Origin of the sequence: Novosphingobium aerophilum (genome assembly GCF_014230305.1) — a bacterium.
Classification (GTDB): Bacteria; Pseudomonadota; Alphaproteobacteria; order Sphingomonadales; family Sphingomonadaceae; genus Novosphingobium; species Novosphingobium aerophilum.
This window is the reverse complement of the sequence record NZ_JACLAU010000011.1, coordinates 66,580-80,966: the sequence shown is the minus strand read 5'-3', so window position 1 is coordinate 80,966 and position 14,387 is coordinate 66,580. Positions and strand designations below refer to the sequence as shown.

Genomic DNA, 14,387 nt, shown 5'->3' with positions numbered 1-14,387 from the left:
CCTCTACCATGGTCGTGCCTGTGCCGGTCCGATCCGCCTGATAGCCCCTGAAGCGGGACACGAGGGTCAGGACCGAGGCGCCCAGCGCCCAAAGACCGCACGACAAGACCGCACGACGGAGAGGGAACCGATGACGTTCAGGACAACCACGCTCGCCACGTTGCTGGCCGCCAGCGCGCTCGTCGCGCCGCACACCGCCATGGCGGCCACCGCGCGCGAGAAGGCGCTGGAGGCCCGGCTCGAGAAGCTGGAAGCCCAGATGCTGCAGTTGCAGGCGCAGCTCGCCGCCGCCCAGGGCGAACAGGCCCAGGCCGCGGCCGCCGTCACCGAGGCCCGCGCCGCCACCGCCCAGGCCCAGGCGGCTGCGGCCCAGGCCCAGGCCGCCACCGCCCAGGCCGGCGAGGCCCGCACCAAGCTTGCCGCGCTGGAGACCAGGCCGCAGCCCGAGGGCTTCCGCAATGGCAACACCACGCTCAAGCTGGGTGGCTATCTCAAGCTGATTGCCGCCTACAGCCACTTCAGCAACGGATCGGTGCCCAGCAACACGCTCGGCCGCGACTTCTACCTGCCCCAGGCGATCCCGACCACGCCGGGCGGGCGCGGCTTCACCACCGAGGACTTCACCGCCAAGCAGACCCGGCTGTGGCTCAACTTCGATTCGCAGGTCGCCGGCCATGCGGTGAAGGGGTATCTCGAGACCGACTTCCAGACCACGCCCAGTGCCTCGACCAGCGTCACCGGGGGCGGATCGCAGCGCACCACCAACGGCTACACCCTGGCGCTGCGCCGGGCGATCCTGACGGTCGACAAATTCACCTTCGGCCAGGACTGGACCACCTTCCAGTACACCGGCGCCCTGCCCGAAAGCACCGACTATGTCGGCGGCGCCGAGGGCACGGTCTTCGTCCGCGAACCGCTGATCCGCTATTCGACCCCGCTGTCGCGGCAGGTCACGCTGCATCTCGGGATCGAGAACCCGGAAAGCGCGCTGGCCATGGCCGGATCGGCCGCAGTGATGGAAAGCGGCACCGATCACATGCCCGATTTCACCGCGCGCCTCGTCTTTGCCGGCCAGCGCGGCGAACTGTCGGTCGCCGGGCTGGTCCGCCAGGTCCGCGGCGAGAGCACCGGCACGGCGCTGGTCAACAACACCGCCAGCGCGGGGGCAGTGGGCAGCGGGGTCACCGCAGGGGGGCTCGGCGGCAGCCTGGGCGGCAAGCTGTTCCTCAATGACGCCCGGACCAGCGACATCCGCTTCATCACCGCTTACGGGCGCAACATCGGCCGCTATGTCGGCCTGAACTTCGCGCCCGACGCGGTCTACAACCCGGCGACCAACCGTCTGGCCGATGTCGATGTCTTTGCCGCCCTGGCCTCGGCCCACCTGGCCGTCACGCCGCATCTGCGGGTCAACCTGATGGGTTCGGTCCAGACGGTCCACTATGCCAGCGGGCTGACCTTCGCCCAGCTCAACGGCCTCAACAAGCGCGCCTGGAGCGCCGCCGCCAACCTGTTCTACACCCCGGTCAAGAACATCGACCTCGGCATCGAGTATCGCCATGGTGAGCGCACCGTCGTCAATGCGACGATCGCGAACGGCGAGGCGAAGGGCCAGATCGACCGGGTGGAATTCGCCGCCAAATACAGCTTCTGATAAGGACACAAAAGGAGAGGGCCCATGTCGCAACTGGACATATCCGACGATTTCTCCGCCTTGCCACGCCATCACCAGGCCACGCACAGCGAGAAACTGATCATCACCGCATCCTCGCTCGGCACCGTGTTCGAGTGGTACGATTTCTATCTCTACGGCCTGCTGACCGCGATCATCGCAGCCAAGTTCCTGACCGGGCTGAACCCGACCACCTCGTTCATCATGGCGCTGCTGGTCTTCGCCGCGGGCTTCATCGTCCGCCCGTTCGGCGCGCTGGTCTTCGGCAAGATCGGTGACACCTTCGGGCGGCGCTACACCTTCATCATCACCCTGCTGGTGATGGGTCTTTCCACCTTCCTGGTCGGCTGCCTGCCCACTTACCAGACGGCCGGCGTCGCCGCGCCGATCATGCTGGTGGCGCTGCGCATGTGCCAGGGCCTGGCCCTGGGCGGGGAATACGGCGGCGCGGCGACCTACGTGGCCGAGCACGCCCCCGACAACAAGCGCGGGTTCTATACCAGTTGGATCCAGATCACCGCCACGGCGGGTCTGGCCATGGCGCTGCTGATCGTCATCACCGTCCGCTCGCCGGTCACCGGCGTGGGCGAGGACGCGTTCAAGGAATGGGGCTGGCGCATTCCCTACCTGATCTCGGGAGTGTTCCTGGCGATCGGGCTGTGGCTGCGCCTGAAGCTGCACGAAAGCCCCGTGTTCCAGAAGATGAAGGCGGAAGGCACCCAATCCAAGGCGCCGCTGACCGAGGCCTTCGGCGAATGGAAGAACCTGAAGATCGTGCTTATCGCCTTCTTCGGCGCGATCGCCGGGCAGGCGGTGGTCTGGTACACCGGCCAGCTCTACGCGATGTTCTTCCTGGAAAAGATGCTGAAGGTCGATGGCCTGACCGCCAACAGCCTGATCATCGTCGCGCTGCTGCTCGCCACCCCCTTCTTCCTGGTGTTCGGCGCGCTGTCGGACAAGATCGGGCGCAAGCCGATCATCATGGCGGGCTGCGCGCTCGCCGCGGTGACCCTGTTCCCCACCTTCCACGCCCTGACCAAGGCGGCCAATCCGGCGCTGGCGCATGCGCTGGCGACGGCCCCGGTCACCGTCACCGCCGATCCGGCCGAATGCTCGTCGCAGTTCGATCCGGTCGGCGCCAACAAGTTCGACACGACCAGCTGCGACATCGTCAAGAACGCCCTCGCCAAGGCCGGGATCAATTACGAGAACGTCGCCGCCCCGGCGGGGACGATCGCCGCGATCACGATCGGTTCGACCACCGTGGTCGCGCCCGATCCGGCCAAGGTCACGGGCGATGACAAGAAGAAGGCGATCGCCGCCTTCACCGCCAGGGTCGTCGGCGCTCCGGCGGTCAAGGCCAAGCCGGCCGAGGGCGGCAAGCCCGCGGTCGAGGCCAAGGAGGCCGTCGTGGGCGAGCTCGCCAAGGTCGGCTATCCGACCAAGGCCGATCCGGCGCAGATCAACAAGCCGCTGGTGATCGCCCTGCTGTGGTACCTCGTCCTGCTGGTGACCATGGTCTACGGCCCGATCGCCGCCATGCTGGTGGAACTGTTCCCCAGCCGCATCCGCTACTCGTCGATGTCGCTGCCCTACCACATCGGCAACGGCTGGCTGGGCGGACTGCTGCCGGCGATCGGCTTCGCCATGGTGGCGGCCAACGGCAACATCTACCACGGGTTCTGGTATCCGGTGGTGGTCGCCGCCGCGACCCTGGTGATCGGGCTGTTCTTCCTGCCCGAAACCTACAAGCGCAGCATCGACGGCTGACCGGGACCGCCCGGTGCGGCAGAAAGCCCCTCCCCGCCAGGGGAGGGGCTTTTCATTGGACCGCTGCAATTCGCCGGCTTCTTGCTCTCGATCAAGGCAACACAGCGATTTTTGCTGCACATGCGAAGTCACCCCCCTGATGGAGACTTCCGATGAGCGATCTCGAAACCCTCACCAAGCTGACCACCCGCACCGGCGTGGTCCTGACCGTCCGTCCCGCGACCGCGGCCGACGAGCCCGCGCTGGTCGCCTTCTTCGACGCGGTGAGTGATGAGGACCGCCGCTTCCGCTTCTTCGCCGCCGCGGCCCATGTCAGCCACGACCAGCTCGAGCCGCTGATCCACGCCGACCATTTCCGCTCGGAAAGCTACCTCGCCTTCGACCAGGCCAGTGGGGCGCTGGTCGCCTCGGCGCTGCTCGCCTGCGACAACGCGCTCGACACCGGCGAGGTCGCCGTCTCGGTCCGCGGGGATCGCAAGGGCGAGGGGATCGGCTGGGCCATGCTCGACCACCTCACCGCCGAGGCCCAGCGCCGCGGCGTGCGCCGGGTCATCGCGATCGAAAGCCGCGACAACCACGCCGCGATCGAGGTGGAACGCGACGAGGGCTTCGTTCCCGAGGCCTTCGAGGGGGATCCGACTTTGGTCGTCCTTGCGAAGACCTTCCGCTGAGGCGCAGAGTCGCCGGCGCGGACGGAGTCGCGCCGGCGACCGCTGCTGCACCGGAGGGGACCCATGAGCGAGGCCTATACCCGCGCCTGGCAGGCGAGCATCGACGATCCGCAGGGCTTCTGGTCCACAGCGGCCGGGGCGATCGACTGGATCGATGCGCCGCAGGCGGCTTATCGCGAGCAGGACGGCTGGTTTCCCGGCGGCAGGCTCAACACGGCCTACAACTGCATCGATCGTCACGTCGCGACGGGGCGGGGTGAGGCCCTGGCGCTGATCTATGACAGCCCGGTCACCGATACGGTTGCCCGCTACACCTATGCCGAGTTGCAGGGCGAGGTGGGCCGGGTCGCGGCGATGCTGGCGCGGCTGGGGGTCGGCCAGGGCGACCGGGTGGTGCTGTACATGCCGATGATCCCGCCCACGGTCTTCGCCATGCTCGCCTGCGCGCGGCTCGGGGCGGTCCATTCGGTGGTGTTCGGCGGCTTCGCTCCGCTGGAACTGGCCAAGCGGATTGACGACGCCACGCCCAAGGCCGTGCTGACCGCATCCTGCGGGATCGAGGGATCGCGCACGATCGCCTACAAGCCGCTGGTCGACGAGGCGTTGACCCTGGCCCGGCATGCGGTCGATCACGTGGTGGTCTACCAGCGCGAACGGCTGGCGGCCGAGCTGACCGGCCCGCGCGATCACGACTGGATGACGCTGCACGCCGCTGCCGCGGGCGATCCGGTGCCCCCGGCGGCCGAGCTGGCCGCAGCCGATCCGCTCTACATCCTCTATACCTCGGGCACGACCGGCACGCCCAAGGGCGTGGTCCGCGAAAACGGCGGGCATGCCGTGGCGCTCGCCTGGTCGATGGCGAACATCTATGGCGTCGGCGCGGGCGACGTGTTCTGGGCCGCCTCGGACGTGGGCTGGGTCGTGGGCCACAGCTACATCGTCTATGCCCCGCTGCTGGTTGGCGCGACCACGGTGCTGTTCGAGGGCAAGCCGGTGGGCACCCCCGATCCCGGAACCTTCTGGCGCGTCATCGCGCGGCATGGCGTGAAGGCCTTCTTCACCGCGCCGACCGCGATCCGCGCCGTGCGCAAGGAGGACCCGGACGCGCGCTTCCTGGCCGAGATCGGCACCGGGCCGTGCCAGGCGATCTTCCTGGCCGGCGAGCGCGCCGATCCCGAGACGATCGCCTGGGCCGAGGCCAGGACCGGGCTGCCGGTGATCGATCACTGGTGGCAGACCGAACTCGGCTGGCCGGGCGTCGCCTCCTGCGTGGCGCTGGGCGATCTGCGCCGGCGGCGCGGCTCGGCGGGCTTTCCCGTGCCGGGCTATGCCTTCGCGATCCTCGACGAAAGCGGCCAGCCGGTCCCCACCGGGCAGAGTGGCGCCGTGGCGATCAAGGCGCCCTTGCCGCCGGGCGCGTTCCGCACGCTGTGGAACAATCCTGCCGGCTACGCGAAGAACTTCGCCGCCTTTCCCGGCTGGTACGAGACCGGCGACGCCGGGTTCTTCGATGCCGACGGCTTCCTGCACATCATGGGCCGCACCGACGATATCATCAACGTCGCCGGGCACCGCCTCTCCACCGGGCAGATGGAACAGATCGTCGCCACGGTGGATGGCGTGGCCGAAGGTGCGGTGATCGGCGCGGACGATGCGCTGAAGGGGATGATCCCGATCGCCTTCGTCGTCCCGCGCGCCGGGGCCGAGGCCGATGCCACGCTGTCCGCCCGGGTGATCGCCGCGGTGCGGGGGGAACTGGGGGCGGTTGCCGCGCTGAAGACCGCCTTCGTCGTGCCGCAGCTGCCCAAGACCCGCTCGGGCAAGATCCTGCGCAACCTGCTGCGCAAGATCGTCAACGGCGAGGAGGCCCCGACCCCGCCGACGATCGACGACCCGGCGGTGCCCGCCATGCTGCGCGCGGTGGTTTTCGGGGAGAAGGTCTAGGCCGTAAACGCATAAACAGCGCCATCGAGGTTTGAGGCAGAAAGGCCCAGCGCAAGGCGGATAGGCGCAGGAATAGTGGTTCTATTTCAAGCCTATCCAACGCGGCGATGGGCCTTTCTGGGCAAATCCCTGCGGGACGCCCAAATGCCTTCCATCTCGGCCAAATCCGCCCTTGGAAAGGCAAGCAGCCTTCCCTGCGGGCGGCTTAGCCCGATCTGTTCGCCATTTGGGCGCCTCGATGGCGCTGTTTATGAGTTTACGACCTAGGGGGCTCCGTCCCGCGCGCGGCGGCTTTCTCTGGCGGCTGCCTGCGCTCAGTTCTTCTTGGGGACGCTGAAGCTGCCGCTCACCCGGCCGCCGGGGTTAGGGCTGCCGGGCTGGGCCGTGCCGCGCCCGTCGACGCTGGCCAGGCCGGTGTTGAGGTCGATCACCAGCCGCCCGCCCTTGAGTGTGTCCGCCCCGCGATTGAGCGAGACGTTCCCGGCCAGGGTGATTACCCGGCGGTTGAAGTCATAGACGCCCACGTCGCCACGGGCGGTCTGGCCGCCGCGCGACACCGTGACGCCGCCGGTCGCGTCGATCCGCTGGATCTTGACTCCGCCGTTGTCGGTATAGGCCACCGTGGTGCGCGCCGCGCGCAGCTTGAGATCGCCCTGGGTGATGTCGACATTGCCGGCCAGGATGACGCGGTTCTGCTTGTCCTGCAGCACGATGCTGTCGGCCGCATAGTCGACCGGGGCATTGCTGTTGAACCCGCTGAGCGACTGGGCACCGGCTTCGCGCCCCGACGGCGCGCCGAGGACGAGCAGGGCGATGGCCAGTCCAATTGGGAGGCGGCGGAGCAGCGGCACGGCGGATGCGGACGGCAGGTCGGGCATGACGGCCTTCTAGACCAAGGCCGCGCCAAGTGGGAACGGCTTTTTCCGTGCCGGCGCCATCACCGTCCCCCGCCGGGGGTACCCTGCATGCGCAGGTGCGCCCGCCCCTTCAGCGCGACCACCCGTTCGTCCAGGTCGGCCTCGATCCGGTCGGCGCTGAAGGTGCCGCTCGGCACGGCCCCGGCCACCCCGCCGGTGCCGGTGACCTGCTGGGCCTTGAGATCGATCTGCACGTTGCTGGTGGTCATGCGATAGCCGTCGGCGGCGCGGAAATCGATCGGTCCGGCCACGTCCAGGGCATTGGCCCGGACGTCATAGCGGGCCGATCCGGCCTTGAGCTCGGCCGGGCCGTCCTTCAGCAGGATCCGCGCCGACAGGTCATTCATCTGCACCACGGGCACCGCGTTGGAATGCTGCACGGCCTTGCCCGCGGTGACCGAGAAGGGCCGTCCGCGCTGGTCCTCGCCGCGGTACATCGCCTGTTCCACGCGCAGCCGTTCGGTGGTCAGCGCCACCTTGTTGCGATCCAGCAGGAAGCTCACCTCGCCGCGCGGAAACAGCGGGGCGATGACCATCACCGCCACCACCGCACCGATCCCGGCCGGCAGGAACCGGGCCAGGAACGCCACCAGCCGGTCATGCGACCCGCCCGGCATCGCGAAGAGCCGGCGGCGATTGCGGATGATGTCGGCCTGATCCGTCATGCGATCTCGGTCATGGGCTGGTCCAGCCGCTATTCGTGGCTGAAAATGTCCTTTTCCGCCCACCCGGCCAGGTCGAGCCGGGCGCGCACCGGCAGGAAATCGAAGCAGGCCTGGGCCAGCTCGGTCCGCCCCTCGCGCGCCAGCCGCTCGACGAAGATCGTGTGCATGGCGTGCAGATAGCGCACGTCCGACGCGGCATAGTCCTGCTGCGCCTCGCTCAGCACCGGGCCGCCCCAGTCGCTCGATTGCTGCTGCTTGGAGATTTCCTTGCCCAGCAGCTCCCGCACCAGCTCCTTCAGGCCGTGCCGGTCGGTGTAGGTGCGCACCAGCTTGCTGGCGATCTTGGTGCAGAACACCGGCGCGGCGGTGACGCCCAGGTAGTGCTCGATCGCGGCCAGGTCGAACCGGGCGAAGTGGAACAGCTTCAAACGCGCCGGATCGGCCAGCACCGCGCGCAGGTTGGGTGCGGCATAGTCGGAGCCGGGCTTGAACCGCACCAGGTGCTCGTCGGGGCCGCCGTCGGAAATCTGCACGACGCAAAGCCGGTCGCGCGGGGTGATCAGCCCCATGGTTTCGGTGTCGACGGCGATGGGCCCCGGGGCAAGCACGCCCTGGGGGAGATCTTCTTCGTGGAGATGGACAGCCATGACCGCCGTGCTTAGGCGCAATGCGGGGCCAGCGGAAGCCCCCTATAAGGCATGTGAGGCCGCGATGCTGCAGTCGGTTCCCCCTTCATGGCGAGACGCGCTGGCCCCGGCGCTGGGCACGCCGCAGGCGCGCCAGCTCGGCGGGTTCCTCCAGGCCGAGGAAGCGGCGGGCAAGCGCATCTATCCACCGCGCGGGACCCGCCTGGCCGCGCTGGAGCTGACCCCGCTCGACGCGGTCAAGGTGGTGATCCTGGGGCAGGACCCCTATCACGGTCCGGGGCAGGCGCACGGGCTGTGCTTCTCGGTCCAGCGCGGGGTCAGGGTGCCGCCCAGCCTGGTCAACATCTACAAGGAGCTGGAAAGCGATCTGGGCCTGCCGCGCCCCGCTCACGGCAACCTGGAAGCCTGGGCGCGGCAGGGGGTGCTGCTGCTCAACAATGCCCTGACCGTGGAGGACGGCCAGGCCGGATCGCACGCCGGCAAGGGATGGGAGGCGATCACCGATGCCGCGGTGGCCGCGGTCGCGGCCAAGCCGCAGCCCTGTGTGTTCCTGCTGTGGGGCAGCCATGCGAAGAAGAAGGCGTTGGCCGTCCCCGGCCTGGCGCAGAGCCACCACCTGGTGCTCACCGCGCCACATCCCAGCCCGCTCTCGGCCCATGCCGGGTTCCTCGGCTGTCGCCACTTCAGCCAGGCCAACGCCTTCCTCGAGGCCCAGGGGCGCGGGGCGATCGACTGGCGGGTGTGAAAGGGCTGTGGCCGCAAGGCTGCCTTCACGACATAACCAGCTTCGTCATGCTGAACTTGTTTCAGCATCCATTTCGCACGGGGCACGGTTCCAGCAGGGGGAAGCTGACGGCAGCGACGCGCGCGATTTCAAGACCTGAAGCTAAGGCGGCATGGATGCTGAAACAAGTTCAGCATGACGACCGGGGGGGGTCAGGGTCGAGCCTACCCCAATCGGCGCAGGGCTTCCTCGCGCCCGATCAGCGGCAGCAGCGCGGCCATGTCGGGGCCATGCTCGCGGCCGGTGAGCGCGAGGCGCAGGGGGAGGAACAGGGCCTTGCCCTTGCGTCCGGTCGCCTCCTTGAGTGCGCCGGTCAGCGCCTTCCAGATGTCGGCGTTCCAGTCCAGCCCCGCCAGAGTGGTCGCGGCTCCGGCCACGAAGGCTTGGTCCTCGTCCGCCAGCTCGGGCGTGGGCACCGGCCCCGTGACCACCTGCCACCAGTCGCCCGCCTCACCGATGTGCGCCAGATTTGGCCGGATCGCCTCCCACGCGGCCACGCCCATGCCGTCCGGCAGCAGGTGCGCCACGCGGGCATAGGGCAACTGGTGGACGATCTGGGCGTTCAGCCGGTGCAGCTCGGCCTCGTCGAAGCGCGCCGGGGCGCGGCCGAAGTGGGCGAGATCGAAGGTGGCCGCCAGCGCCGCCCGGTCGGCAATCGGCTCGACCGGCTGCGACGTGCCCAGCCGGGCGAGCAGCGCGACCAGCGCCTCGGGTTCGATCCCGGCCTCGCGCAGCTCGGCGATCCCCAGCGAGCCTAGCCGCTTCGACAGCTTGCCCTCGCTCCCCACCAGCAGCGCCTCGTGCGCGAAGGCCGGAGGTGTCGCGCCCAGCGCGGTGAACATCTGGGCCTGGACCGCGGTATTGCTGACGTGATCCTCGCCGCGCAGCACCTGGGTGATCCCCATCGCGATATCGTCGATCACCGAGGGCAGCATGTAGAGCCACGATCCGTCGGCGCGGCGCACCACCGGGTCGGACAACTGGGCCGGATCGAACCGCTGGGGTCCGCGGATGCCGTCGTCCCAGACGATCGGCTCGTCGTGGTCGAGCCGGAAGCGCCAGTGCGGCGCCTCGCCCGCGTCCGCCTTCGCGGCATGGTCGGCCTCGGTCAGGTCGAGCGCGGCACGGTCATAGACCGGCGGCAGCCCGCGCCCCAACCGGACCTTGCGCTTCAGCTCCAGCTCCTGCGCGGTCTCATAGCAGCGATAGACCCGCCCCGCCGCGACCAGCCGGGCGAACTCGCGCTCATACAGCGCAAACCGCAGGGACTGGCGCTCCTCGCCATCGGGCTCCAGCCCCAGCCACGCCAGATCGGCGCGGATCGCGGTGACATAGTCCTCGCGGCTGCGCTCGGCATCGGTGTCGTCGATCCGCAGCAGGAAACGCCCGCCCGCGCGCCTGGCGAGCAGCCAGTTGTGCAGGGCGGTGCGGATGTTGCCGACATGCAGCAGCCCGGTGGGCGAGGGGGCGAAACGGGTGACAGTGGTCATGCCCAGCGCCCTACCGCGCTGGCTCGGCCAAGGCTAGCGCGTGCTTTGGTCCTGCCGCAATGCGGACCCTGTCAGTGTGCCGCCTTACCTTTCGCGAGCACCAGTCGAACAATCACGAACCCACCCGACAGGATCACCGCTGCAAGTCCGACCAGGTGAGCGATTGGACCCCATCTGACCACAAATGAACTGACGATCCTTCCACCGGCGATTGTCACGCCTAAAGTCACGATCAAAGCCACCCAACCCTTCCAGTTGAGAGGTGCAGCGGAGAAGCGACCTGCTGATCGCGAATACACGAACCAATGGCCATCATGGTCCGACTTGCCGGGCCTTCACGCGCTCCGGAAGGAATGGGTGATCGGATAGCGCCGGTCGCGGCCGAAGTTGCGGCTGCCCAGCTTCACTCCGGGCGGGGCCTGGCGGCGCTTGTATTCGGCCAGGTTGAGCAGGCGTTCGATCCGCGCCACCGTGTCATGGGTGAAGCCCTCGCTCACCAGTTGGGCCACGCTCTTTTCGTGCTCGACCAGGCCGAGCAGGATCGCGTCGAGCTCGTCGTAGGGCGGCAGCGAATCCGAATCCTTCTGGTTCTCGCGCAGCTCGGCGGTGGGCGGCTTGGTGATGATGTTGTCCGGCATCACCGGGCCCTCCGGCCCCAGCCCAATCTTCGGGCGGTGCGCGTTGCGCCAGCGCGCGATTGCGAAGACCGTGGTCTTGTAGGCGTCCTTCAGCGGGTTGTAGCCGCCGGCCATGTCGCCATAGATCGTGGCATAGCCGACGCTCATCTCGCTCTTGTTGCCGGTGGTCAGCAGCATCGGCCCGAACTTGTTGGACAGGCCCATCAGCGTCACCCCGCGGATGCGGCTCTGCAGGTTCTCCTCGGCCAGGTCCGGCGCCCGGCCCGCGAAGACCGGGGCGAGCATGCCGGTGAAGGCCTCCACCGCCGGGCCAATCGGCACCGTGTCATAGCGGCAGCCGATCAGCCGGGCGCATTCGGTCGCGTCGTCCAGGCTCTCCTGGCTGGTGAAGCGGCTGGGCAGCATCACCGCCCAGACCCGCTCGGGCCCCAGCGCATCGGCGGCGATCGCCGCGCAGATCGCGCTGTCGATCCCGCCCGACAGGCCCAGCACCACCCCGGGGAAGCGGTTGCGGTCCACATAGTCACGCAGCGCCAGCACCATGGCGCAGTAGATATCCTCGGGGTGGTCGGCCAGTTTCGCCACCTCGCCCCGGTCACAGCGCCAGCCGGTGGCGGTGCGGGTCCAGCGGGTCTCGACCACCTGCTCTTCCCAGTCGGCCAGTTGCACCGCCAGGCTGCCATCGCCGTTGATGACGAAGCTGGCGCCGTCGAACACCAGCTCGTCCTGCCCGCCGACCCGGTTGAGATAGGCCAGCGGCAACCGGGTATCGACCGCGCGCAGCTTGGCCACGCCGTCGATCCGCAGCGTGTCCTTGTCGATCTCGTAAGGGCTGCCGTTGGGCACGATCAGCAGCTCGGCGCCGAAATCGGCCAGGTGGCGGCACACGTCGGGCTGCCAGATGTCCTCGCAGATCGGCACCCCGATCATCACCCCGCGGAACACGATCGGTTCGGGCAGGGGGCCTGGCTGGAACAGGCGCACCTCGTCGAAGGTGCCGTAATTGGGCAGCTCATGCTTGAACCGCACCGCCGCGATCTTGCCCTGGTCCAGCAGGGCGACGCCGTTGTGCAGCGCCCCGTCGCGGACGAAGACCGATCCCACCAGCATGGCCGGGCCGCCATCCGCCGTGGCCGCCGCCAGCCTCTGCAGCTCGGCCGCGGCGCGCTCGATCAGCGCGGGCTTGAGGATCAGGTCCTCGGGCGGATAGCCGATCAGGTGCAGTTCGGGAAAGACGATCAGGTCGGTCCCCCGCGCCCGCTCGCGCGCGGCGAGCATGGCGGCGGCATTGCCGGCAAGATCGCCGACCACCTGGTTGAGCTGGGCAAGCGTGATGGAAAGCGTATCGACCATGCACCTTCCTTAGGTAGGCAATGGTCGGGGGGCAATCGGGTTGCGGGGGCAGGCCCCGTTGATGGGGCGATGTGCCCGCGCCGAAAACCGTCATCCTGAACCTGTTTCAGGATCCATCCTGCCGCCGGTCGCGGAGTCCTGACCGACGCGTCTGCCTTCGCTCCGCACCATCGCTCCACTTGGGTCAAGGGGCGCGATGGATCCTGAAACAAGTTCAGGATGACGAGGAAGGCAGACGCGAGGGCTTGTGGGTCGGCTGCCCGCCCCTACTTGCTGGCGTAGGCCTTGACCAGCTCGGTCAGCATCGACCGTGCGGTGTAGACGCCCTGGACGCCGATCCGTTCATTCAGGCCGTGGGTGCCATTGCCATCCGGATCGCCCACCACGCCCGGCGGGCCGTAGGACGGGATGCCGATCGCCGAGAGATAGATCCCGTCGGTCGCGCCGGTCGACAGGAACGGCACCAGCGGCGCCTTGGGATAGTACTTGGCGGCCAGCTTCTGCGCCGGGCCGACGATCTTGGGATCGAGCGGCGGCGGCGTGCCCGGAGGGCCGCGGTCGTCGGCCAGGGTCACGGTCATGCGCGGGTCGGCGATCACGCGTTCCAGGTCCTTGCGCACGTCCTCGATCGCCACGCCGGGGAAGATCCGGCAGTTGACGTTGGCCGTGGCGCGCTGGGGCAGGGCATTGTTGGCGTGGCCGGCGCTGACCAGGGTCGCGACGCAGGTGGTGCGCAGCATCGAGTGGAAGGACTTGTCGGTGTTGAGCAGCGCTTCGGCCGCCTTGTCGCCCGGGTTGGCGGCGATCGCTTCCATCGCCTTGCCCATCTCGTCGCCGCGCGCCTTGCCGGCCTGGCTGAAGAAGGCGCGGGTGGTGTCGTTGAGCATGACCGGGAAGTCGAACTCGCGCAGCTTCACCATGGCATCGGACAGCTCGTAGATCGCGTTGTCCTTGACCGGGGCCGAGGAGTGGCCACCCGGATTGGTCGCCTCGATCCGGAAATTGGCCACGACCTTCTCGCCCACGTGGAGGTTCTGCACAACCACCGTGCCCTTGCCGTCGGTCCGCCCGCCGCCACCTTCGTTGAGCGCGAATTCGGCGCTGATGAGGTCAGGCTTGTTCTGCGCCAGCCAGCGGGCGCCGTTGAACGCGGTGGAGGTTTCCTCGCCGCAGGTCAGCGCCAGCTTGATCGTGCGGGGCAGCTTGGTGCCCTCCTTGCGGAAGCGGGCCAGCATATCGACCCAGATCGCGTCCATCGCCTTCATGTCGGCGGTGCCGCGGCCATAGAAGTAGCCGTTTTCCTCGATCAGCTTGTAGGGATCGCGGGTCCAGTCCTCGCGCTTGGCCACGACCACGTCGAGGTGGCCCAGCAGCAGCATCGGCTTCAGCGTCTTGGACGTGCCGGGCAGGGTGACGACGATCCCGCCCTCCTTCGGCGCTTCCGGCACGGCGAAACGGAAGATCTCGGCATCGCCGAAGCCAGCGCCGCGCAGGTGAGCCTCAACCTTGTCGGCCAGCAGGGTGCACGATCCGGTGGTGATCGAGGTGTCGGTCTCGACCATGTCCTGGAACAGGGCCCGGAAGGTGGCGAGATCGGGGGCGAGGACGGGGGCGGGGGCCCCGGGCGCCGAAGCCGGCTGGGCCGTCGCGGCCGTGCTCAACAGGCCGGCCATCACCAGCCCGGAAACGGCTCCGGCCATGCTGCGCTTCGCTTGCTTCATGCTGATTGCTCCCCTGGGGCGTTGTTGCTGAACCGCGACGATGCCCGATCGTCCCGACCGCGCCAAGGGGGCAATTCCGCTCCGCCCCGGCCCTGTCCCAGCGGGCAGGAGCGCC

At 68.6% G+C, this 14,387-nt stretch carries 11 protein-coding genes; 5 read left to right on the top strand and 6 right to left on the bottom strand.

The features are described from left to right. Positions 1 to 130 precede the first annotated feature (130 nt). The 4 genes from H7F49_RS09400 to H7F49_RS09385 all read left to right on the top strand — a co-directional run bounded on the left by H7F49_RS09400 (position 131) and on the right by H7F49_RS09385 (position 6,057). Positions 131 to 1,654: a DcaP family trimeric outer membrane transporter gene (locus H7F49_RS09400; protein ID WP_235982053.1), complete on the top strand. Its 1,524-nt coding sequence runs from the start codon at positions 131 to 133 to the stop codon at positions 1,652 to 1,654. A gap of 24 nt (positions 1,655 to 1,678) precedes the next feature. Then, the gene (locus H7F49_RS09395; RefSeq protein WP_185683337.1) at positions 1,679 to 3,442 is read left to right on the top strand and encodes an MFS transporter; all 1,764 of its coding nucleotides are present in this window, start codon (positions 1,679 to 1,681) and stop codon (positions 3,440 to 3,442) included. A gap of 152 nt (positions 3,443 to 3,594) precedes the next feature. Continuing rightward, entirely contained in the window at positions 3,595 to 4,113 is a 519-nt protein-coding gene (locus H7F49_RS09390; protein WP_185683336.1) for a GNAT family N-acetyltransferase, read from the top strand. A gap of 63 nt (positions 4,114 to 4,176) precedes the next feature. Then, positions 4,177 to 6,057: an AMP-binding protein gene (locus tag H7F49_RS09385; RefSeq protein WP_185683335.1), complete on the top strand. Its 1,881-nt coding sequence runs from the start codon at positions 4,177 to 4,179 to the stop codon at positions 6,055 to 6,057. Between the two features lie 314 nt (positions 6,058 to 6,371). Here H7F49_RS09385 and H7F49_RS09380 read toward each other — a convergent pair whose 3' ends face one another. From H7F49_RS09380 to H7F49_RS09370, 3 genes are read right to left on the bottom strand one after another with little or no spacing between them, the layout of a single operon-like run. Continuing rightward, positions 6,372 to 6,935, bottom strand: coding sequence for an LptA/OstA family protein (locus tag H7F49_RS09380; RefSeq protein WP_185683334.1), 564 nt, complete (start codon positions 6,933 to 6,935; stop codon positions 6,372 to 6,374). A gap of 59 nt (positions 6,936 to 6,994) precedes the next feature. Beyond that, the gene (locus H7F49_RS09375) at positions 6,995 to 7,639 is read right to left on the bottom strand and encodes an LPS export ABC transporter periplasmic protein LptC (RefSeq protein ID WP_185683333.1); all 645 of its coding nucleotides are present in this window, start codon (positions 7,637 to 7,639) and stop codon (positions 6,995 to 6,997) included. 29 nt (positions 7,640 to 7,668) lie between these two features. After that, positions 7,669 to 8,286, bottom strand: coding sequence for a ribonuclease D (locus H7F49_RS09370; RefSeq protein WP_185683332.1), 618 nt, complete (start codon positions 8,284 to 8,286; stop codon positions 7,669 to 7,671). A gap of 64 nt (positions 8,287 to 8,350) precedes the next feature. On the opposite strand from H7F49_RS09370, the gene ung reads away from it, so the two are divergent. Next, positions 8,351 to 9,031: a uracil-DNA glycosylase gene (gene ung, locus H7F49_RS09365; protein WP_185683331.1), complete on the top strand. Its 681-nt coding sequence runs from the start codon at positions 8,351 to 8,353 to the stop codon at positions 9,029 to 9,031. A gap of 203 nt (positions 9,032 to 9,234) precedes the next feature. On the opposite strand, the gene gltX is transcribed toward ung, so the two are convergent. From gltX to H7F49_RS09350, 3 genes are all read right to left on the bottom strand, one after another. Then, entirely contained in the window at positions 9,235 to 10,560 is a 1,326-nt protein-coding gene (gene gltX, locus H7F49_RS09360; protein WP_185683330.1) for a glutamate--tRNA ligase, read from the bottom strand. Between the two features lie 335 nt (positions 10,561 to 10,895). After that, the gene (locus tag H7F49_RS09355) at positions 10,896 to 12,551 is read right to left on the bottom strand and encodes an NAD+ synthase (RefSeq protein WP_185683329.1); all 1,656 of its coding nucleotides are present in this window, start codon (positions 12,549 to 12,551) and stop codon (positions 10,896 to 10,898) included. A gap of 266 nt (positions 12,552 to 12,817) precedes the next feature. After that, positions 12,818 to 14,272 (bottom strand): M20/M25/M40 family metallo-hydrolase, encoded by a 1,455-nt coding sequence (locus H7F49_RS09350; RefSeq protein WP_235982052.1) that lies wholly within the window; start codon positions 14,270 to 14,272, stop codon positions 12,818 to 12,820. Positions 14,273 to 14,387: the final 115 nt, after the last annotated feature.